General features: G+C 46.4%; 17 protein-coding genes. 12 read left to right on the top strand and 5 right to left on the bottom strand.

Annotated features, from left to right (window positions below; all coding sequences use genetic code 11):
- Positions 1–64 precede the first annotated feature (64 nt).
- From folB to AC0J20_RS12010, 3 genes are read left to right on the top strand one after another with little or no spacing between them, the layout of a single operon-like run.
- Positions 65–445, top strand: coding sequence for a dihydroneopterin aldolase (gene folB / locus AC0J20_RS12020; RefSeq protein WP_473021822.1), 381 nt, complete (start codon positions 65–67; stop codon positions 443–445).
- The gene (locus AC0J20_RS12015; protein ID WP_229528215.1) at positions 442–1,239 is read left to right on the top strand and encodes an undecaprenyl-diphosphate phosphatase; all 798 of its coding nucleotides are present in this window, start codon (positions 442–444) and stop codon (positions 1,237–1,239) included. Before folB ends, AC0J20_RS12015 begins: the two co-directional genes overlap by 4 nt.
- Before the next feature lie 12 nt (positions 1,240–1,251).
- Positions 1,252–1,614, top strand: coding sequence for a histidine triad nucleotide-binding protein (locus tag AC0J20_RS12010; RefSeq protein ID WP_229528216.1), 363 nt, complete (start codon positions 1,252–1,254; stop codon positions 1,612–1,614).
- Here AC0J20_RS12010 and AC0J20_RS12005 read toward each other — a convergent pair.
- On the bottom strand, positions 1,611–2,369 hold the full coding sequence (locus AC0J20_RS12005) for an MBL fold metallo-hydrolase (RefSeq protein WP_473021821.1): 759 nt from the start codon (positions 2,367–2,369) through the stop codon (positions 1,611–1,613). The genes AC0J20_RS12010 and AC0J20_RS12005 overlap by 4 nt on opposite strands.
- A 111-nt stretch (positions 2,370–2,480) precedes the next feature.
- Complete coding sequence (locus AC0J20_RS12000; RefSeq protein ID WP_473021820.1) at positions 2,481–4,157, bottom strand: dipeptidyl-peptidase 3 family protein; 1,677 nt, start codon at positions 4,155–4,157, stop codon at positions 2,481–2,483.
- Between the two features lie 379 nt (positions 4,158–4,536).
- Between AC0J20_RS12000 and AC0J20_RS11995 the strand changes: the two genes are divergently transcribed.
- Positions 4,537–5,373 carry an HDOD domain-containing protein gene (locus AC0J20_RS11995; protein WP_229528219.1) on the top strand — a complete coding sequence of 279 codons (837 nt, stop codon included), beginning with the start codon at positions 4,537–4,539 and terminating at the stop codon, positions 5,371–5,373.
- A 120-nt stretch (positions 5,374–5,493) separates the two neighbouring features.
- Here AC0J20_RS11995 and AC0J20_RS11990 read toward each other — a convergent pair whose 3' ends face one another.
- Positions 5,494–6,819, bottom strand: coding sequence for an alginate export family protein (locus tag AC0J20_RS11990; protein WP_473021819.1), 1,326 nt, complete (start codon positions 6,817–6,819; stop codon positions 5,494–5,496).
- A 289-nt stretch (positions 6,820–7,108) separates the two neighbouring features.
- On the opposite strand from AC0J20_RS11990, the gene AC0J20_RS11985 reads away from it, so the two are divergent.
- On the top strand, positions 7,109–8,731 hold the full coding sequence (locus AC0J20_RS11985) for a methyl-accepting chemotaxis protein (protein WP_229528221.1): 1,623 nt from the start codon (positions 7,109–7,111) through the stop codon (positions 8,729–8,731).
- A 72-nt stretch (positions 8,732–8,803) separates the two neighbouring features.
- On the opposite strand, the gene rdgC is transcribed toward AC0J20_RS11985, so the two are convergent.
- Complete coding sequence (gene rdgC, locus AC0J20_RS11980) at positions 8,804–9,706, bottom strand: recombination-associated protein RdgC (protein WP_229528222.1); 903 nt, start codon at positions 9,704–9,706, stop codon at positions 8,804–8,806.
- A gap of 105 nt (positions 9,707–9,811) precedes the next feature.
- Positions 9,812–11,548, bottom strand: coding sequence for a sensor histidine kinase (locus AC0J20_RS11975; RefSeq protein ID WP_229528223.1), 1,737 nt, complete (start codon positions 11,546–11,548; stop codon positions 9,812–9,814).
- A gap of 273 nt (positions 11,549–11,821) precedes the next feature.
- On the opposite strand from AC0J20_RS11975, the gene phoB reads away from it, so the two are divergent.
- From phoB to AC0J20_RS11940, 7 genes are all read left to right on the top strand, one after another.
- Positions 11,822–12,511, top strand: coding sequence for a phosphate regulon transcriptional regulator PhoB (gene phoB / locus AC0J20_RS11970; RefSeq protein WP_229528224.1), 690 nt, complete (start codon positions 11,822–11,824; stop codon positions 12,509–12,511).
- A 51-nt stretch (positions 12,512–12,562) separates the two neighbouring features.
- Positions 12,563–13,864 carry a phosphate regulon sensor histidine kinase PhoR gene (gene phoR, locus AC0J20_RS11965; protein WP_229528225.1) on the top strand — a complete coding sequence of 434 codons (1,302 nt, stop codon included), beginning with the start codon at positions 12,563–12,565 and terminating at the stop codon, positions 13,862–13,864.
- Positions 13,857–14,813 carry a PstS family phosphate ABC transporter substrate-binding protein gene (locus AC0J20_RS11960; RefSeq protein ID WP_473021818.1) on the top strand — a complete coding sequence of 319 codons (957 nt, stop codon included), beginning with the start codon at positions 13,857–13,859 and terminating at the stop codon, positions 14,811–14,813. The genes phoR and AC0J20_RS11960 overlap by 8 nt, the downstream gene beginning before the upstream one ends.
- 164 nt (positions 14,814–14,977) lie before the next feature.
- Positions 14,978–17,737 (top strand): hypothetical protein, encoded by a 2,760-nt coding sequence (locus tag AC0J20_RS11955; RefSeq protein ID WP_473021817.1) that lies wholly within the window; start codon positions 14,978–14,980, stop codon positions 17,735–17,737.
- Between the two features lie 138 nt (positions 17,738–17,875).
- Positions 17,876–20,536 (top strand): TonB-dependent receptor domain-containing protein, encoded by a 2,661-nt coding sequence (locus AC0J20_RS11950; RefSeq protein ID WP_473021816.1) that lies wholly within the window; start codon positions 17,876–17,878, stop codon positions 20,534–20,536.
- A gap of 174 nt (positions 20,537–20,710) precedes the next feature.
- Positions 20,711–21,484: a DUF3450 domain-containing protein gene (locus tag AC0J20_RS11945; RefSeq protein WP_229528230.1), complete on the top strand. Its 774-nt coding sequence runs from the start codon at positions 20,711–20,713 to the stop codon at positions 21,482–21,484.
- A 12-nt stretch (positions 21,485–21,496) separates the two neighbouring features.
- Positions 21,497–22,858 carry a MotA/TolQ/ExbB proton channel family protein gene (locus AC0J20_RS11940; protein ID WP_473021815.1) on the top strand — a complete coding sequence of 454 codons (1,362 nt, stop codon included), beginning with the start codon at positions 21,497–21,499 and terminating at the stop codon, positions 22,856–22,858.

Raw genomic sequence — 22,858 nt, 5'->3', positions numbered from 1 at the left:
ATCCAGGATAAATCAGTATGATCCCCAGCAATGACAATTCGAAGCATCATTATAAGCTGTCTTTATGGACAAAATCATTATTAACGGGTTAGAAATCGACACCATCATCGGAGTCTATAACTGGGAAAGGCAAAACAGCCAGAAAGTTATCCTCAATTTAACTCTGCTGACAGAACTCAATTCAGCGATGAAATCTGATCAGGTAAAAGACACCATCGATTATGCTGCGGTTGTCGAGCGCATCGAAAAGCTGTCTGATACGCATCACCCGGAACTGGTGGAAAAATTTGCCGATCTGATTTTCGCAGATCTGTTTAGCGCTTTTCCGCTGGCAGAAATTCAGTTGGAAATTCTCAAACCAGATATTTTAAAACAGGTGCAATCGGTGGGCATTGCTGTCACCCGTAAAAAAGATGATTACATCGTAAAAGGAACATTAAGTTGAGCTTACCAGAAATTATTATCCTGGCGCTTATACAGGGATTGTCAGAGTTTCTGCCTATTTCCAGTTCGGCGCATTTGATTTTACCTTCGCAACTCTTTGGTTGGCACGATCAGGGATTGGCCTTTGACGTTGCGGTGCATGTGGGCAGTTTACTGGCGGTGGTCAGCTATTTCCGCAAGGAAGTACTGCAATTAACCGTCGGCTGGGGGCAATCTCTCACCGGCAACGTGACCGAAGACGGTAAACTGGCCTGGATGATTATCTTAGCAACCTTGCCGGTGATCATTGTGGGCTTTCTGGTGAAGGACTATGTGGAAGGCTGGCTGCGTTCCGGTTATGTAATTGCCACCACCACTATTGTTTTCGGTCTGTTGTTGTACTGGGCCGACAAAGTGGCAACCCGGCAACAGGGAGACGTTGAGCTTACCTGGAAAAAAGCCCTGATTGTTGGTCTGGCGCAGGTAGCGGCCATTATTCCCGGCACTTCTCGCTCCGGTGTGACTATGACCGCGGCATTGTTTTTAGGCATCAGCCGCGAAAAAGCCGCCCGGTTTTCGTTTTTATTGTCTATCCCCACCATTTTGGGCGCCGGCACTATCCTGACTTACAAACTATTGTCCAGTGACGTGGCCGTTAACTGGGAAGAACTGTTTTACGGTGTTGTATTATCCTTTATCAGTGCTTATATCTGCATTACGCTGTTTTTAAAGTGGATCTCCACACTGGGAATGACGCCCTTTGTTATTTACCGGATCGTACTGGGGATTGTTATTTTTGCTGTTTTAGCGATTTAAGGGAATTGCATTATGTCTGAAACGATTTTTACCAAGATCATTAACAAAGAAATTCCGGCCGATATCCTGTACGAAGACGACGAAGCTTTGGCTTTTAAAGATATTAATCCGCAGGCGCCGGTGCATTTTTTGGTGATCCCGAAAAAGCCCATCGCCACCATTAATGATATGACCAAAGAAGACAACGCTCTGGTGGGTCATCTGCATTGGGTAGCCAGCCATATCGCCAAAGAGCAAGGTTTTGCCCAGGATGGTTTCAGAACCGTGATGAACTGCAATGAGCACGGTGGTCAGACGGTTTATCACATTCATCTGCATGTGTTGGCGGGTAAGCCGTTGGGTTGGCCGCCTTACCAGGAAAAATTAAAAGTTTAGTGGCTTGTCTTAAGCCCCAAAACCTGCGCCAACTTGCTTTTTACTGAGCGCCAGTGGGTTGCCGGAATGGCCGGCGCTTTTTGTTGCAGATAATCAAAGTCTGCTTCGGTTAATTGTACTTCTGCGCCATGTGCCAGCAGGATGGTGTCGGGCGCCAGTTGTCTGATTCGGTTTAATGATGCCTTATAGCGATTGGGATAAAACACCGGATAGGGCGGAATAAACCGCGCTTTTACCTTCACCATCAGATCGGCCACATACACTTTGTGACTGGGCTGATGCCAGAGACTGATATCCCTGTCTGTATGACCCTGGGTGAAAAGTACCCGCCAGTCTTCAAATTCCGGGATCTGGTCTTCATCATTGAGATATCTGTCAGCTTTCATCCAGGGAGAGTACCAAATCAGGCGGCGCGATTTTTTCATTCTCCCGGCCACCCAATGGGCCAACAAGATATCGGTTAAATGCATCAACCAGCCATCAAGGCCGCTATACCATTGGCCGGGCACATTACCTGTGATGATTTGCGCTTTGGTGATTTGCTTTAAGGCTCTGGCACCCCCGGCATGGTCCGGGTGCATATGGGTAACCATTATCACCTTGAGGTGGTGCAATGGGCGCTTAAGCTGTTCGCTGATAAACCGGCAAATGTTCTGCACATCAGCCCGGGATGCGCCGTCCAGTAGCATAAGGCCATGGGGTTCTTCTACCAGCCAGATATCCTGGATATAGCCTTCAAGGCGATGTAACTTCATGAATACTGTTGTTTAAGGCGTTAAATTGCGGATAGTTATCAGTGTAGCAATGAAACATCCGAATTCAAACGGTTGTTTGAATTCGGATTTCATACAAAAGGGCTGGTAATCTTACAGGCCCAATACCTGCTTACCCTGGGTAAAGGTAATGTCTACCGGGATATTGGCTTGTGATAAGCGGTCCAGGTCTGCCTGTAACGCCTCATCAATCAGTCCTTTTTCTGCTACCAGCTTAGCAACACCGTCGTAATCTCCGTTGCCCTGTAAGGTCAGAATTAATTCCGACAAGCTGCTAACGGCCTGTTGCATCTTATCCATATCAACGGAGTATTGACCCTGTTCATTGCGACTAAAAGCGCCTTGCTCTTTAAAATAATTAAAGCGCACCATGTTAGCTTTACCGTGCGCACTGGAAGCGCCAAAGCGCACAGAACGGAAGATGCCAGCCATAAACGTGGTGTAGTAGTCCTGTAAAACCCCTTCAGCGATTTCCCCTTTTTCCAGTAATTGCTGAATCATATACAGACCCAGAATATCGGCTTTACCTTCTTCCAATGCTGAGGCGTGTTCTTTCAGCGCCTGACGCACGGTACCCTTGTCGTTAATGGTATTTTTAATACCTAAACCATGCGCCACTTCGTGAAACATGGTGTTGGCAAAAAAGGCATCAAAGGTAATGTTTTGGCGTTGTTCGGGGACAATCAACTCCTGAGCAATGGGCACCAGGATATGATCGAATTTGGCGCGCATGGCATTTTTAAGCTGCAGGCGTCGGGTGCCTTTGGAAAGTTGCACTTCTTCGTCATTGGGCAGATTGATAGCAATGGTTTTGCTACCGGCATTGGAATGACCGGCATAATAAATCACGTCGTAGGCATTCAGGTCGGCATTGGCTCCTGGGGTTTCCTGTTTATAGGCTTCGGCCACCGGCAGACCTTGTTGCAATTCCGGCAGGAACTGCGCGTATTTAGCGAGCTTTTCGCTCCATTTTAAATCTTTGATTAAAACATAAGATTCAAACGCGGCACGATAACCAAATAGCTGATCTTCATAAGTCTCAATAGGGCCATAAACCAATTCAATGGGATTGGTTTTCATGTCCATCCAGGCGAAATCAGACGCCTGATAATCGTCGCTGAGCAAGGCTTCTGCACGCATGTTCAGGTAATTGGCGAATTCCTGATTTTCAGCAAGCACTGCAGCCTGTTTAAGTAGTCCGGCGGCGCGTTCCAGTGGCACCTTATATTTTTGCGAATAAGGGATGACTTTGAGTTCGCCGGCCTTTCTTTCAATTACTGAATACAGTCCGTCTTTTGCAGGTAACTGCGCAGCTTCAAATTCGGCCTTATCCATATCTTGCGGGTAAAACTGAGCACCGTGAGATTTGGCTTCTACACCTGTTAAAAAAGCTTTGTCACCATTCAGTCGGTCCCAGGGGCCGTAGTTAATTTCTGCGAATTTTCGTACTTTGGGATCGGTTATTTGCGCCAGCAATTCATCTTTATTTGGGCCGTATGCCTGTTGCCAAAACAGCTCGTCCATGATCACCGACGCATCAATTAACACTGCTAACATCGTTTTTTGATTGTCTGACAGGTGGGAGAGATCGGCATTCAGTTGTACCTGCTTATAGATATCTAGACGATTTTCAAATTCAGGTAACAGGGAATAGGGGGCAACTTCCGGATTGGCCGTGGCTGAGCCCGCTACGGGATCTTTCGGCTGACAGGCGCTTAGCGCCAACAGGGAAGTGGCGAGCAGAATACCGCTCAGTGGGTTTTTTCTCATCGTTAAACACTCATTATTGTCGTTATTGAAATTAAAACTGCGGATAACATTATTCAATTCCTGGTAAAAATCAAATCTGCAACAAAAATTGCATTTTTTACACAGCCTCATTTCAAAAAAAATTTGTGCCAGATCAGATAAATGGCTGGTGAATCGAAGAAAATAAATTAAACTCAAGGGGTAGGGATGTTACTGGCGGTTAGCATATTAATTGAGCAGTATTTGCTATTTTTGATGATCATTATTTTATGAGTTTTGGTATTGGATGGATTTTTATACCCGAACGGCTCTGGTTATCACAAGAGGTTAGTACAGCCCACTTCGTTCAAACTAGTAGTCCTGATCCATCGCAATCAGGTTCATATGAAAAGGTTGGAAAATGTCCACTGAAAATGCATTGCTCACCATTCTGGTAGAAAAAATTAACAACGATACCCTGGTGTTGCCAACACTGCCAGCGATCGCACTTAAGGTTCGAAAGGCGGCTGATGATCCGGAAATTAACCTCAACGCCATGGCTGATGTAATTGGTCAGGATCCCTCATTGTCGGCGCGTATCATTAAGATCGCCAACAGTGCCTATATGGGGCGCAGCGTTAAAGTAGAATCTCTAAATCAGGCGGTAACCCGTATCGGTTTAACACAAATTAAAAACATCGCCACGGCTTTGGCGATGGAACAACTGTTTGTCAGTAAGAATGAGATTATTAAAGGCTATATTAATAAAATTTGGGATCGCACCGTCGATGTGGTTGCGAATGCGCTTGCCCTGTTTCGAATCTATCAGGATGAAACCAAAGATCGTCGGCTGAATGTGGATACGCTGACCTTATGCTCTTTGGTACACAATATCGGTATTTTGCCAATTCTGACAGAAGCCGAGCGCCATGAAGAAGTGTTTGCTAACCCTGCTTTTCTCAATGTCGCCGTGCAGAAATTGTCCGGACGAATTGGTGGTACTATCACCGCAGAATGGGGCTTTGGTAAAGACTTTGTACAGGTAGCCGAACATTGGCGCAATCTGAAAGTACAAACCGAATCTGTATCTTATCTGGATTTTGTCCGCATGGGGGCAGCGGTAGCCGGACATGTTAACAATCAGAAAGATGCCATCCTGAATCTGTGTATGCAGAAGAATATGATCAGCGATTTAGCGAAAGTTGAAAGCGACGAATACAAAGACATGAAAGAGGCCGGTAAGGCGATATTCAATTAAGCTAATCTTCTGGTCACAAGGTGATCACCGGTTACCAAAGAAAACCCCACGACAATGTGGGGTTTTTGTTGAAAGTACCCGGGTTAAAAAAGAGTACCTGATTTACATAGAGTACCTGATTTAAAAAGAGTAGGTGGTCTGAACGTAGAAATAGGTGGTGTTGCCTTCGGGATTGGCATTCTGCACATCATCAAAGAACTTGCCTTTGATAAGGTATGCCGCACCCGTCTCAAAGCGAATGTTGTCCTGAATCTGGTGTCGGATCCGGGTTTCAAACTGATGGCCGACAAATGATTCACGCGTTGTATTTCTGGCGCCGATGGCAGGCAATGCGTCATCTTTGTCAGCCAGCCAAACCGGCCGATACCCCAAAAATGCCGCTACGTCTTTCGCGGGTGAGAACTTCCAACGCAATCCGGGGGCCAGGATATTACTGCGCGCAAAGGTGCCATACAGGTTAGTGGCACCAAAATCGAACCGTCTCACTCCATACAGGGTGTCGAAGCGGTTGTATTCATCGTCAGCGGGATTATCGTCACCGGTAGCGTAATCGAATTCAAACAACAGGGTGGACTTCCAGTTGTCCGTAAATTTATAGCCGAACGAGAGATGAAAAAAGTAAGCTGAGACATCAAGGTCAGTAATATCCGCGGCACTGGAACTGGCTCTGGCATCGCCAAATTGGTAAGCGGCTGCCAGCTGATACCCCCAGTCATTGGGTAAGTAGGCCTGATCCCATTTTATCCCAAAGGTGTGAATATCCCGGTTACGGGTGCCTAAGTCAGCCTGATCTTCTTCTTTCAGGCCAAAATAAAACCATTCGCCGGTCGCCTTGGTGGCGTATTTACGATTAAAGTGAACGCCATAAAACACATTGTCGGCATAGGGTTTATCGAGTTTTACACTGTTGCTGTCCAGTTCATCGCGGGAGCGGGGCAGCCGGTTATCCGGCGCTGCATAGATAAACTGCCAGGTATCAAAATTTCGTTGAAAGTTTGCCAGTACGCCGGTAAATGAATTGTGCGTATTGCGGTATCGGGTTCGCGCCACAAAACGCCTGCTGCCCATATCAACGGTAAAACGGCCCAGTTTGACATCGGCTTTGCCGTCTAACGCGGGAAACAGAAATCCTAAATGTGCCTGGATTGGCTCTAATGCATTCACGTCATCCGTGCCCAGTGGGGTACCTTCGTCATCCAGCCACATTCTGGCGTCCATTAATTCTGCAACGGCGTAAAAATTATCACTACTGTATTTTGCTTTTAAAGTCAGCCGATGCGACAGGGCCTGATCGCTGCTGCCAGCGGCCTGTCGGACCGGATTGTCCACTAATTCTACTCTGACACGATAACTACCGCTGATATCAATTTCGGCGGCAAGATCAGTACTAACCAGAGTTACCACAGGGGCTAAGGATAAAAAAATATACTTTTTAACGGATTTCATTAAGTGATTCCCGATTCTGTGAGCGTGCAATTTCAGTCTAGTACAAATTTCCGAATTACCTAAAATTAGCGCAGTCCACTCTTAATTTCGTCATGAACAACTGGCGAATGAAACCTCGTTAAATCGATATATCAGGCGTTTCAGTGTGCACTTTCACACTGTGGGTATATTATCTTTAGGAATAAAAACTTCTGATCTTTTTCACAATTAAATTGGTGTTTTTACTGGGAAATTTAGCAAAGCAAACTATATTGGAGAGGAGATATAAAACATTATATTGGACCCGGTTATGAATTTTAAAAGTATTGGAGTGAAGTACTCCATTCCCATCGTTGCCATGGGGTTGGCAACGATTATCGTCTTTTTATCCTATTCCCAGTTAACTAATCACATCGAGCGGGAAGCCAGTACTTTTCCGTCTGAGTTTATGCCGGCGGTGAGCCTGGTGTTAAATGGTGATCGCGATCTTTATCAGGCACGGGTGGCAGAGCAGCAACTGGTGTTTGGCACTGGCAATCAATCGGCGGTGACGGAATTGCAGGAAAACGCGCAACAGGCGTATGACCGGTTCATGCAATATAAACGTTTAATGAGTTCCTATCCCGATATCATCCGGCAACTGTCTGAATTTGAAACCTTATACAATGCCTGGTTGTCGAGTATTGAACAGGTGAAACAACTCTCCGCCAGTGGTGATTTGGAGCGCGCCAGACAATTGTCAAACGGGGCCTCCGAGGAGCGTTTTCAGGCGCTGAGAACCGTGTTTGACGTAGCGGGCGAGTTGGCTTTTTCCAGAGCAAATCAGCTAAAGGACGAGATAGAAGCACAAAACAGTTTTTTTAAGGCGATTGCGGCTATCTGTATCATATTGGTGATCATCGCCTGTTCTGTCGTGGCGTTTCTGAGCCAACGATCGTTATTGTTGCGCATCAACGAAATTACCCAACGCATTGAAGAAATTGCTTCGGGCGGTGGTGATCTGACTCAAACCATTGTCAAAAAGCACAATGATGAACTCGGGGCACTCGGCGATGCCTTTAATAGCTTTATCCAGAGTCTGGCGAGTCTGATAAACGATATTCGTCATCAGGTGCACGATTTAAGTGATGCCAGCGACAGTCTGAAAAAATCCGCCGACAGCACTACGGAAATTGTCAAAGCTCAATGTTCAGATTCTGACATGATCGTCAGTGCCGTTCATGAAATGAGTATGGCTACGATTGAGATGTCATCGATTGCGCAAAAAACCGCAGAGAACATGGAGTTGGCAAAACTTTCTGCCGAAAAAGGGGTATCGGTTATTGCCGACTCAGTTAAACAGATAAACTCTGTGCATCAGAGTATCGAGTCGGCTTCTACCAGTGCTCACAAGTTATCTGAAAACTCAGAAAAAATATCGGATGTGTTAAATGTCATCAGAGGCATTGCTGAGCAAACCAATTTGCTGGCGTTGAACGCAGCGATTGAAGCGGCGCGCGCCGGTGAGCAGGGACGGGGCTTTGCCGTGGTTGCTGATGAAGTACGGTCATTAGCCAGTAAAACTCAGGACTCCACTGAAAATATCCAGTCAATGATTCAGGAAGTGCAGTCAGGAGTGGATAACGTGGTTGCTGTGGTTCAGAAGGTGTTTGATGAAGTGGGGGTAACGGTTACTTTGTCTAAAGAAACCGAAGAACACATCAATAATGCGTTAAACACCGTCGACAATGTATTTGAAATGTCTATTCAGACGGCAACGGCAACCGAAGAGCAAACCGCAGTGGCCGAAGACATTAATCGCAATCTCACCTCTTTGAACGAGAAAACTAATCTGACTTCAGAAGAAGCTAACCGAACCCGTAATGCCGCGACACTGATTTCGGATAAATCACAATCGATATCCGTCAGTATCGGTAAGTTCAAAACACACTAATAAAAAATGCCCCGGAACGGGGCATCTATTGCGAACTATATATTGCGCACAACAACAATGCGTTGTGCTCTGTTAAGCGTCTTCCTGCAGATCAAAAATGTCCTGTAAGTAACCGATAAAACGCACCAGTTCACCCGACATCAGCGCAAAATCTGCATCCAGTTTTGCCGCTTTTTGGTCTTTGGGAATATCATCATTTTGTTCCCGCAGTACGTCGGTAAATTTAATGCGTTTAATCGCCAGATCTTCCTGCAAAATGGCCGTCAATGTATCTTCCCATTTTACCGAAATTTTGTGCACGGATTTACCCGAAGCAATGTGGTTTAACATTTCTTCTGAGGTCAGGTCCTGATTTTTGCAGCGGATCACACTGGCTTCTTCCGCTTCGTCTTTAAATTCGGCTTCGTCTTGTAGTTCCAGTCCTGCCGGTACCTTATTCTCCTGCAACCAACTGGTTAACGATGCCGCAATACTGGTTCGGCCCAGTGGTACTACCGGCAAAGAACCCATCGCTTTACGCAACAGGGCCAGGAAGGTTTCAGCCTTACCATCGGCAGAGGCATCAACAAACACCAGATTTTCTTTGGGGCTGATCATGCCGTGTAAAAAACTGTTTTTGGTAAAAGCTTGCGGCAGCAGACGGTGAACAATCTCTTGTTTGAGATCCTGCTTGGCTTTTTTGCCGACCGGCGCACCGGTTTCTGATTCAATTTGCGCGACCTTTTCTTCTAATTCTGCATTAATTACCGAAGATGGCAGTAAACGCTCCTGTTTTTTCAGGGTCAGTAAAAACCGCCCATTGGCCAGGTGAAATAATTCCTGACCACCTTCCAGCGGTGCTACCCATCCCATAGTTGCTAATTCTTGCTTGCCACAATGGCGAAATGCCACCTGGGTTAACTGCTGCTGGAAATCTTCAGGGGAAATATCGAGAGACTCGGTAATCGAATAAACTTTTAAATTTTTAAACCACATAATCTTCTTAGCGTCTGTATGAACAATCGGTTTCGGTGCTGTTGAACCCGATTTGGATCTGAGAAAAGGGCAGGAGATTAGCAGGTCTGCACCTGCTAATCCAGTTTAACCGGCGCGTTTGTTTTTCGGAAAATTAATGATGTATCTAAGCCCTTGACCAGGCTCACTTTCTGCTTCAATTTTACCGCCCAGGGTTTGCGTTACCAGGTTGTACATGATGTGAGTGCCTAGGCCGGAACCCCCTTTGCCGCGCCGGGTGGTGAAAAAGGCATCAAAATGTTTTTCTAACATTTCTTTGTTGAGACCTTTGCCATTGTCCTGATAGTCAATGTGCACCAGGTTGTCGTCACTCCAAATTTTCATCCTGATGTGGCCTTCTCTGACGTTTTCAAAGCCGTGTATCAGGGAGTTCATGATCATATTAGTCACGATTTGTGCAACTGCACCGGGCGCGCATCTTACGGTTAAATCATCCGGGCAGTCGACATCAATCGTGTGATTGGTTTTCTTAAATTTAGGAGCCAGCGACTGCGTGACTTCGCGGATATATTCTTTCATATCCACTTCTCTTTCGGCTTCACTGGTTTGGTCTACCGCCACCTGCTTAAAGCTGGCGACCAGATCTGACGCCCGGTTCAGGTTTGATAGCAGCAAAGTGGTGGTTTGTCCTGCTTCATCAATAAAGGCCGTCATGGTTTTGCTGGTCAGTTTTTTGTCATCAAATGCGGTTTGCAGTGATTTTAGCCGGTCCTGTAAAAAACTGGCCGCGGTGACACTGACACCAATTGGTGTATTCACATCGTGGGCAATACCGGCCACCAGGCCGCCCAGAGAGGCCATTCTTTCTGATTCTACTAACTGATCTTGCGCTACTTTTAGCGACTCCATAGAATCCGCCAATTCATTGTTTTTGCGGATCAGGGTATCTTCTGCAAAACGGCGACTGTCGTTTTCCCGCTTAAGTTCTTCCTGTTTGACCATCAACTCATCTTTTTGCTGTTCCAGATCCAGCATGATTTTAGACAAACTGGCGGTTTTCTTGGCTACTTCCTGTTCCAGCATCAGGTTTTGTTCGTCCAGTTTGCGGTTGGCTTCTTTCAGTTCAGCCTGTGCGCCCCCCAGACGATTCTGAAAATCGATTAAATCGTCCACCAGTTTGTTGTAGGCATCGCGTAAAACGGCCAGCTCATTATCATCTTCAATTTTGACGTGCAGTTTTGAGGATTCCAGGCGGTCGATATCGAATTCGTTTATCTGGTGAGTTAAATCGGACAACGGCTCGGTTAACATGCGCCGAAAGGCATTGAGAAACAGGAATACCAGAAAGCCGGTTTTTAAAATGGCATTACCAATCAGGAAGAAAACACCCACCTGGATACGGCCAAATATGATCTCAAAACTGGAATAGAGTGTGACATCGCCGACGTTAGATGTTCGCCCGGAAAACTCGAATATTAGCGGGAATGTATAACCAAAGGTACCGCCTCCGTGGTCCTGCATAACGCCTGTGTTAACCGGGTCCATTTGTAGAACCACTGTGCGCCCTAAATCGGCAATATAGTTGCCATTCTCGTCGCGGATCTGCACACCCTCAACAATGGGCAGCTCCATCAATCCTTCAGCGATAGATTGCGCCTGCGGAGTGTTAAGTTCCCAAATGGCACGAGTCAGACTGGTGCTGAAGGTATTTTTGAGAGTTTGTAATTCACTTTGTATGTGATTTTTAGCGTTGAGATATTCAGTTAATATCTGACCGACGGTGACGATTAGCGTCAAGATAAAATAAACAGACAGCACTCTGGTCAAAAGTTTTCTTGATAATCCAATTTTAACTTTTGACATTTAACGTAGCCCTTCGTAATTTGCTAAATCCTGTTGAAACAGACCCTGAGCCAGACTCATTGTAATGGTACCCGAAGAATAAGAATTATTTTTTTGTGTTCCTCGGCTAAGAATATGCAGAAAATGTTAATTAGACAAGGCGCAGCCAGGCTTAATTTTCTTTGTTTAACCTGAGGTTATGTTATGGTTTTTGCTGTTTGAAGATGGAAATTTCATAATTTTGTCATCAAATCGACAAATAATTGCCGCGGCTATTTTGATTGAGGTGGTAAAGTGACTAAAAAAATTCTCGTAGTTGAAGATGAAGCGCCCATCAGGGACATGATTAAATTTGTATTAGAGCAATCCGACTTTGATGTCACAGAAGCGGGAGATTACGACGTTGCTCTTGATTCTGTCACCGAACCCTATCCGGAGATTATATTGCTGGATTGGATGTTACCGGGCGGCAGTGGCATACAACTGGCCAAAAAGCTCAAACAGCACGAACACACTAAAGATATTCCCATTATCATGCTGACCGCCAGAGGTGAGGAAGAAGATAAGGTAAGAGGACTGGATGCAGGTGCTGATGATTACATTACCAAGCCTTTTTCTCCCAAGGAATTAATCGCCAGAATTAAAGCGGTGTTGAGAAGAACCTCACCGACCTCTAATGAAGAGCCGATCAGTTTCAGTGGATTGGTGTTAGATCCGGTTTCACACCGTGTGACATCTCATGGCAACGCCTTAAAACTTGGGCCAACTGAATTTAAACTGCTACACTTTTTCATGACCCATTCAGAGCGTGTTTATAGCCGCGAGCAGCTTTTGGACAATGTTTGGGGAACCAATGTTTATGTTGAAGACCGCACAGTCGATGTTCACATCCGACGCCTGCGCAAGGCCATTTCTGGCCACGGTCATGAGAACATGATACAAACGGTTCGCGGCTCCGGGTATCGCTTTTCTGTAAAGCAGTAAATAGGCTGTTCACCAGACCGGATGGTGTAATCTAACTAAAAAAGGTAGCACTTGTATAATCCCTTCTCCTGGGTGAAAAGTATAACCCGCATTGCCTCCTGGTATGGTTTGGCACTGTTGGCGGGTTGGTATTTTGATGCCTGGTTATGGTCATTTGCACTGGCCTCGACCTCGCTGGTTATCATTAATTACTTTCACCTGATCAAGCTCAACAACTGGTTGTGGCACAGTAAAAAGTTCACGCCACCTGATGCTGCGGGTATCTGGGGCTACATTTACGACGGCATTTATTACATGCAGCGTCGAAATCGCCTTAAACGCAAAAAACTGGGCAATTTGATTCGTCGTTTTCGCGAAGGCTCGGAATCATTGCCGGATGCGGCGGTAGTACTGGATGCCGACTGGCATATCGAATGGTGTAATCGTCTGGCTCGTATCGAGCTGGGTCTAAACTGGCCGGAAGATGCCGAGCGGCGCATCGACAATTTAATTCGGCATCCGGACTTTGTGAAATTTCTGCGCAACGGCAATTACGATAATCCCATTGAAATTGAATCACCCACGAATATCAATCGGGTGTTAGAGTTTCGGATGATGCCCTATGGTGAAAAGCACTATCTGCTTATCGCCCGCGATATCACTCAAATCAGCCATGTTGAACAGATACGCAAAGATTTTGTGGCTAATGTCTCCCATGAACTGCGAACACCACTGACTGTATTAAGCGGGTATCTGGAAATGCTCAAGGAAAGCCCTGACATGCCAGAGTCCTTTATTGAAAAAGCCTTTGAAGAGATGGGAACACAATCGGTGCGAATGCAAAGCCTGGTGGAACAGTTGCTGGCCTTGTCGCGCATTGAGGCCAGTACCGAACGCGTCTATGAAAAAATCGTCAATGTGCCTCAGGTGCTGCGCACCATCGAAATTGAAGCCCAGTCCCTCAATAAAGATAAGCATCACGATATTCAGTTTGAGATTAAAGACGACCTGGTGATCTACGGTGTCGAAACCGAGTTGCGCAGTGCCTTTTCGAATTTGATCTTCAATGCCATCAATTACACGCCCAACGGCGGCGTTATCCGGATCTGCTGGTGCCGGGATGGTGACAAGGCCAGATTTAAAGTGGTGGACAATGGTGATGGTATTGCCGAAGAACACCTCAGTCGATTAACTGAGCGCTTTTATCGCGTCGACAAAGCCCGTTCCCGTAAAACCGGCGGAACCGGATTGGGATTATCTATTGTTAAACATGTTTTGTCCCATCATAATTCCCGTCTCGAGATCAAAAGTGAGGTGGGCGAGGGCAGTGAGTTTTCTTTTTCCTTTTCAAAGCAAATTATTGCCAGTGTCTAAGCTTGTCCCGGTTTTATTGCTGTGCAGTTTGGCTATCAGGCCAGTATTGAGTGTCGCGGCGGATAGCACTCAGGCTTACAACGTAACCCATGGCATTGCCGGCACGATTATTTCAGTCGGTTCAGATACTATGTCTAATTTAACGTCGGTCTGGGCTGAAGAATTCAGCGAACACTATCCGCAGGTTAAATTTCAATTGCAGGCAGCTGGCTCTTCAACCGCACCGCCTGCTATGACCCACGGAACCGCCAACATTGGCCCGATGAGCCGCACCCTGAAAGCATCCGAGCGCGATGCGTTCATCAGTGAATTTGGTTACGAACCCACCCTGGTGCCGGTGGCCTTAGATGCCATCACATTGTTCGTAGACCTGGATAATCCGGTAACGGCCTTATCACAGCAACAGATCGATGCGATTTTTTCAGTTACCCGGTTTTGTGGTGGCCCTGGCGCCATTGAGCACTGGTCGTCAATTACCGGCAGTGATTTGTTCCCGCACCGCATTCGCATGTTTGGACGCAGTGCAGTTTCCGGCACCTATGGCTTATTCAAAGATAAAATACTGTGCAATGGTGACTTTAAGGCGCAGGTGGCTGAGCAACCCAGTTCGACATCCGTTGTGCAGTCGGTGGCCTTTTTCAAGGGCGCGATTGGTTACGCGGGCTGGGGCTTTCAAAATGCAGGCGTTAAACTGTTATCTGTAAAGCTATCGGAAGACCGGGCCGCGATTGCCCCATCGGAAACCAATATCCGCACCGGCGAATATCCCTATTCCCGATTTTTGTATCTGTTAATCAATAAACACCCCGGAGAACCGCTGGCTAACCCCTACCTGGAGTTTGTGCGATTCATTTATTCTGCCCAGGGCGATGCCATCACCCGCAGAGAAGGTTATGTGCCTTTGGGTGTTATTCGGTCAAATGACGTAATAAAACAACTGTTAGACTGATTTTTTTGCATTTACCTATCGCTGATGCGATTTAAGTTATTAAGTTCTGTTGATTTTGTGAAAGTTTTGTTACACCCCCTGGATCTGTAACAAAACTGTCATTGACCTCCGTTACCCTCAGCGCGATTTATTTATAATCTTCTAATTCCAACTCGGAGCACATAATGGAACTTAACAAGTTTTTTCAAGTTTCTGCAATCGCGGCAGCACTCGCTTTAGCCGGTTGTGGCGGTGACATCAATATTACCGAAGGTGACGTTACTGGTGACACGATCACAAACAATAACAATACTGGTGGTGACAACGGTGGTAATAACGGCGGCGACGGTGGTGATACCCCTACGGTTGAATTTCCAGGTACTTTTGACGCTGGCCTTACTCAAGCTGTTCGTTCAGCTATTGGTGACAGCTCTGTTATCGTGCAAACTATTTCTGGTACTATCACTGAAGATACAACGCTTATCGCCGGTGCTTTCTACGCATTGTCAGGCACTGTATTTGTTGGTGGTGATAACACTGACACTGCTACTCTAACCATTGAGCCTGGCGTAACAGTATTTGGTCAAAACGGTGGCGACGCGCTAGTTGTTAGCCGTGGTTCTCAAATCGAAGCTGCGGGTACTGCTGATGACCAAATCATCATGACTTCTCTGCAGGACGTGGTTGGCGAAGACATCGCTCCGGGCCAGTGGGGTGGTTTAGTGCTGCTGGGTAACGCACCTAGCAACAAATGTCCTACTGACGGCACTGCATGTGCCCGTGAAGTTGAAGGTGTTGCTGGTGCATTCTACGGCGGTACTGATACTGAAGATAATTCAGGTACACTTGAGTACGTAATCGTTAAGAACTCTGGCTTCGAAGTTGAGCCAGGCAACGAATTAAACGGTATCACCTTTGCTGGTGTGGGTGCACAAACTACGGTTAGTCACATTCAGGTGCACAACAGCTCAGATGACGGTGTTGAGTTCTTTGGTGGTAACGTTGACGTTAAATACTTAGTACTGACCAACAACCAGGATGACAGCATCGACTGGGATCATGGTTACCAGGGGCGCATGCAGCACATCTATGTGCAACACAATCCTAACGCCTCTGATGCCAACCGTATCATTGAAGCCGACAACGATGGTTCTGTACTGGACGCTGAGCCAAAATCAAATCCAACCTTGGTTAACATGACCGCGATTGGTAACAACTACGCTGCCGCTGAAGATCCTTCAGAAGGTATATACTTGCGTGAAGGTACTGGCGGTCAGTTCTACAATATCGTAGTGACTGGTCCTGCAGAAATGGGCGAGTGTTTCGAAGTTGAAAACAACGCGGTTTCTCAAGCGAACTTGCAAGACGGCACTATCCTAATGCAGCATTCTGCGATGGCTTGTTCAAATGGCGAAAACTTCAAAAACGATGCCGATGCAGTTGACCTGGAAGCATGGTTCTTAGGTCAGGACGGCAACGTGGTGCTTGAAGCTCCAATGATTGCGTCTGACGGCACCCCAATGAGCGGTTCCCCGTTATTGGGTACGGGTACCGATGCCTCAGTTGTTGATACTTTCTTTGATGTTACTGATTACATGGGGGCTTTCGACGGTTCTACAGACTGGCGTGAAGGTTGGGCATTCGGTTTCGGTGGCGGTATCGTAACGCCAAGCAACGTTGCAGAAGAACCCGGTTGTCCTACTGGTACAACAGCGATTTTGTCTGTTGATAGTGTAACCACTACTTGTGAAATTCCAGCGGGTGTTGTAACTGCTGACATGACCTTGACGGCAGGAAATATCTACGCATTATCTGGCGTAACTTTCATCGGTAACGACAACGCTGATAGCGCAACATTAACTATCGAGCCTGGCGTAACTATCTACGGTCGTAGCGCCAGTGATGCACTAGTTATTAGCCGTGGTTCTGAAATTATGGCTGAAGGTACGGCTTCTGCACCTATCACATTTACTTCTAACCAGGACGTAACGGGTCAAGCGACTGCACCTGGTCAATGGGGTGGTATCGTATTACTAGGTAATGCGGTAAGCAACAAGTGTCCTACTGACGGCACGCCTTGTGCGCGTGAAGTTGAAGGTGTAGCGGGTGCATTCTATGGCGGTACTGACGACACAGATAGCTCAGGTACACTGCGTTATGTTGTGGTTAAGCACGGTGGTTTCGAAGTAGAGCCAGGTAACGAGCTGAATGGTATTACCTTTGGTGGTGTGGGTTCTGGTACCACGGTTGAGTACATCCAGGTTCACCAAAACTCTGATGACGGTATCGAGTTCTTCGGTGGTACGGTTAACGTTAAATACGTTGTATTGACTGGTAACCAAGACGACAGCGTAGACTGGGATCACGGTTACACAGGTAAACTACAGTACGTATTGATTCAGCAAGCCACTGACGACTCAGAAGCTAACCGTTTAATCGAAGCCGATAACGATGGTTCTAACCTGGCTGGTGAGCCAAAGTCTAACCCAATGATTGCTAACTTTACGGGTATCGGTAACAACTATGTCGGTGAAGATCCTTCTGAAGGTATCTACCTACGTGAAGGTACTGGCGGTCAGTTTTACAACGTAATTGTGACTGGTCCTGCAGGCATGGGTGAGTGTTTCGAGGTTGAAGACAATGCTGTTTCTCAGGCTAACCTAGGGGACGGTACTTTGACTATGCAAAACTCTGTTATCGCTTGTGAAAATGGTGAGAACTTCAAGAATGCTGACGGCGCAATTGACCTTGAAGCATGGTTCTTAGGCCAAGACGGCAACTCTGTTGGTGAGAACCGCGCAGCAGTGCTTAACGGTGTCTACACTATCTCTGACGCCGCTGCTTACGACTTCACTGGCGACACTTTCTTCGACAATGTTGATTTCATCGGTGCGGTTGAAGAAGGTAACGATTGGACTGCTGGCTGGACTGTAGGTCTGGAATAAGACTCATACTTTAAGCCAATGATTATTCCGACGCCAGGTAACATAGTTTTATTGCCTGAGCGTCGGTTTTTCAGTTCAATCGAATGATTTTGGTGAGTGAGATATATCACTAAAATCCGCATTCAAATGAGGTTACTAATGAATAAATTTGCCAAAAGGTTTCGCTACGCAAACCTGTCATTGGCGGTGCTATTAGGACTGGGATCGCAAACCACAATGGTGCAAGGTCAGGAGAGCGAAGATGATGCCGCCATTGAAGAAGTTGTTGCGACTGGAACCCGTCTGAAAGGAACTGCCACCGCGGTATTGCAGGAACGTAAGGAACAGGCCTTTGTTGCGGATATTTTAGGTGCAGAACAAATCTCCAGAACCGGTGACGGTGATGCAGCCTCTGCATTGCGTCGTGTAACAGGTTTGACATTGGTGGATGGTAAGTTCATCTATATTCGTGGTTTGGGTGAACGATACTCGAGTACACTTTTAAACGGTATGACAGTACCGAGTCCGGATCCAACGCGTAGCGTTATACCTCTGGACTTGTTTCCGGCGTCCATTATTGAGAGTCTGTCAGTACAAAAAGCTTTCTCGCCTTCAATGCCAGCGGGCTTTGGTGGTGGTGCGGTAGATATCCGTCTTAAGTCAATTCCAACCGATTTTGTCATGGATATATCTGGCAGCATCGGCTCAAACTCAGAGAATATGGACGATTCTTGGGCCTATAATGGTGGTGGTGATGACTGGCAAGGTCGGGATGACGGAACCCGTGCTATGCCTTCGGTATTGCGTGATGTTTTTGACCGACGTAAAACTATCGAAGATCTCAGCATTGCTGAACAGCAAGATGTTGCATTGTCGCTAAACCGTGACTTTGACCCCTATAGTGAGTCTGTAGATCCAAACACCAGCCTGGACTTTTCTTTGGGCAACTACATCGACATCGATGAAGACTGGACAATTGGTTTTCTGGCAACGGCTGGCTATGATAATTCATGGCAGGTGAAGGAAGAGTACCGTGGTAATCAGTTTAGTTCTGATGGTGAAGGCGGTTGGTCTTTGCAGTCAGGTTGGCCCGTAGGCGAGTCCAATGAGCATTCAGTGAAATGGTCTGGCATGGTTAACATGGGCTTGCGTTACACGTCTTTCCACAAGATTGATGTGAGCATGCTGATTCTGAACGACACTCGTGACCGGATTCGTGAGCGCTATGGTTTTAACGCCAACACCGCCACTGACGAAGGCACATTGATCCGTTCTTATGACGTATTGTACGAAGAGCGCCGGATGCGTTCTGGCCAGATAAAAGGTAGTCATACGTTTGATTTCCTTGATTATTTAGCCTTCGACTGGAAATACTCTGAATCAAACAGTTTCAGGGATGCTCCGGGTAACATTTCCACGGGTTTCAATTTTAATGATGCCAACGGGAACGGTGCATTCGATCGCGGCAGTGAAGACATCAGTTTGATTCGCGGTCGTACCGGTCAAACGGATTACACTTTCCAGCGTCTTGACGATTATGTTGAAAACTGGGGCTGGAATGTCGAATATCCAGTATCAATGAACAGCTGGGAGATCTCTCTTAAAGCTGGTTATGAGCAAGTTCAAAAGGCGCGTGTTGGTGAAAACCGTACAATTGGTTTCTTAACCAACAGCTTTGATGCTGCAGATTTAGTTGGTGCTAATCTTAACGATATTCTGACGGATGACTTGATTATCAACTTTGATAGCCCAACTAATCAGAACCTGATGAGACAATCATCTGCAGCGGGTGATGATTACACCTCTGCGCAGATCGTTGATGCTGGTTATTTTGAGTTCGATGCCTTTTATGACAATAAATGGCGTTTTTCCGGCGGCTTCCGTTGGGAAGAGTTCAAGCAGGCAATCCTGGACTCCAGCTCTCGTGCTAGCAGTTCAACCGATGAACGTGACTTCGAAGACTTAACGTTCCTTGAAGATGACATCTATCCAGCGCTCGCGATAACGTACATCCCAGATGACACAATGCAGTTCCGTTTCAACTTTGCCGAAACTGTTGTTCGTCCAGACTTGCGGGAAATTTCAGACGCACTGTTCCTGGACGAAAACGATAACTTTGTACGTGGTACACCAGGTTTGCGTCCTACCCAGATTGAGCACTACGACTTCCGTTGGGAATGGTATCGCGAAAATGGTGACAACCTTTCTGTAGCCTTGTTCTACAAAGACATGGTTGACCCAATTGAAGGATTCCAGACTGAACAAGGTGACTCGGCGCCAAGAACCCGTTTGGCCAACAGTGAAACCGGTGAAGTGTATGGTGTGGAAGTGGAATTTCTGCAAGGTTTGACGTTTATTTCGGATGATCCAAGTAGCTTTTGGAATTCGTTGTTCTTGTCCGGTAACGTGACCCTGAGTGATTCAGAAACAGAGTTCAACCGTGAAAATATCACAGCGCAAACTGGCGTAAACCCGGATTACACCAATGACTCACGTCGTTTGACTGGTCACTCTGAATACGTAGTTAACCTACAGTTGGGTTACGATGCACCAAATGGTGAGCACTCGGCGACTATGGTTTACAACGTATCGGGTCCTCGCATTATCTTTGCCGGTATTGCTGGACAGGACGATGCCTATGAAGAAGCCTTCCATTCATTGGATTTTGTGTATACCTACTACCCGGACTTCAACAGTACGGTTAAGTTCAAGTTGAGCAATATCCTGAATGAAGAGCGAGACATTCAGTTTGAAAATGTACCACTACTGACTGAAACCAAAGGTGTTGGTTTTAGTTTAGGCTACAGTTACGACTTCTAATGTAAAAAAATTGTAAAGAGTGCCGGCACCGGCACTCTTATTTTCTCATCCAGCTTGCGTCACAAAGGCTCCATTGTGATGTAATAAAATGATCACATTTCCCCCCTACAATTTGCGCCAATCTCGGGCAACGCCCCAATTGTATAGTTAACACACATCTTAGGGTCTTTTTATATGAAGTTTTCCAAAACTTTTACCCTTTCAGTTGTAGCAGCAGCTTTGTCTGTCACTGCTATGACAGGAAGTGCTCAGGAAGATGGTTATATCAAACCAGCCATTGATACTGCTAAGCAAATTAACGAATCTGCCGCGACGTCTCAGGAAAAAGTTAATGCTTACTCTGAGCAGGTGGGCAACAAATTGCAAACTTTCAAAACCATCAATAAAGAAACCGATGGTTTGCGTGTTTATAACACCCAGTTGGAAAAGCAAATTGCTAACCAGGTTGCGGAAATGGCGGCACTGAATAAGTCCATTGACGAAGTCAGTGTGATTGAACGCCAAATCACCCCGTTAATGATACGCATGATTGACGGACTGGAGCAGTTCGTGGAGCTGGATGTGCCGTTCTTACCAAAAGAGCGCTCTGACCGCATTGAATCATTACGCGACATGATGGATCGTGCAGATGTGTCTTCTTCTGAGAAGTTTCGACGTGTTATGGAAGCTTACCAGGTAGAAATGGATTACGGCCGCACTATGGAAGCTTACTCAGGCATTTTAAGTCTGGGTGGTCAGGAACGCGATGTCGACTTTTTGAGAGTTGGCCGTACCGTATTGGCCTATCAAACCCGTGATGGCTCTGAACAAGGTGTCTGGAATCAGGACACCAAGACCTGGGACATGCTGGATTCCAGCTACCGCACACAGTTGACCAGTGGCTTGCGAATGGCGAAAAAGCAAAAAGCCCCTGACCTGTTAATGCTACCGGTTAAGAAGACCAACTAAGGATATTGCGCAATGAAAAAGTTCGTTAAAGTTATCTCTACATTGTTCGTTGCCTCCGTCTTATCTGGTGGTGCAATGGCACAAAACAAAAACCTCGACCTGGATGCTTTGTTAAAGCAACTGGAAGAAGGTAAGTTTGCTCAGAACCAACAAAACCAGCAGCGTGAACAACAGTTCCGTGCTCAGGTTGCAGAGCAAGATCGCATGATCCGTGAAGCACAGCAAACCCGTGCCAATGAAGAAGCCAAAAGTGAGCGTCTGGAAACCTCGTTTGAAGAAAACGAATTTAAAATCGCTGACTTACAGGGTGCATTGGACAAGCGCTTAGGTTCACTTAAAGAGTTGTTTGGTGTGCTGCAGCAAGTGTCGGGCGACACCAAAAACAAATTCCAAAACTCGGTGATTTCTGCGGAAATTCCTGGTCGTGGTGAATTCCTTGATAACCTGGCGCAGTCAATGGGTAAGTCCTCTAAGCTGGCATCCATTGAAGAAATTGAGCGTGTCTGGTTTGAAATTCAGCGTGAAATGACCCAGGCCGGTAAAGTGACAAACTTCAGTACTGAAGTGGTTGAAGCCGACGGTAGCAAAGTCACCAAAGATGTAACCCGCGTAGGTCCTTTTGCACTGGTAGCGGATGGCAAGTACCTGGATTTCAATCCGGCCACTGGCACCGTCGCTGAATTAATTCGTCAACCTGCGGACCGTTACCAAACCTCAATCAACGAACTGGAAGCGTCCAGTGGTGAATTTGTTAAATTTGGTTTAGATCCTACCGGTGGCTCCATTCTGGGTTTGCTGGTTCAGGCGCCAAACCTAAAAGAACGTGTTGAGCAAGGTGGTTTAGTGGGTTACATCATTTTGGGTGTGGGTGCAGTAGGCTTCTTACTGGCTATCATTCAGTTGATTAACTTGTCACTGATTCAAATGAAAGTGAATGCTCAGCAAAAATCCACAACACCGAAAGCGGATAACCCGCTGGGTCGTGTGTTACTGGTTAAAGACAAATACCCGGAGGCGGATGTAGAAGCGTTAGAACTGCATTTAACAGAAGCTATCCTGGGTGAATTACCTAAGTTATCTCGCTTTTTGACTATCGTTAAAATCATTTCAGTTGTGGCACCGTTGATGGGGCTGTTGGGTACCGTAACCGGTATGATCAATACCTTCCAGGCGATTACCTTATTTGGTACCGGTGACCCTAAACTGATGGCTGGTGGTATTTCTCAAGCCCTGGTAACTACCGTGCTGGGTCTGGTCGTTGCAATCCCAACTACCTTGTTATACGCATTCTTAAACACGCGCAGTAAAGGCATTGTTGCAGTTCTGCAAGAACAGTCTTCAGGGGTGATTGCAGAGCGCGCTGAAAGAGGTTAA

It is taken from the genome of Planctobacterium sp. R6 (assembly GCF_055755215.1).
This window is presented reverse-complemented; position numbering and strand designations above follow the sequence as displayed.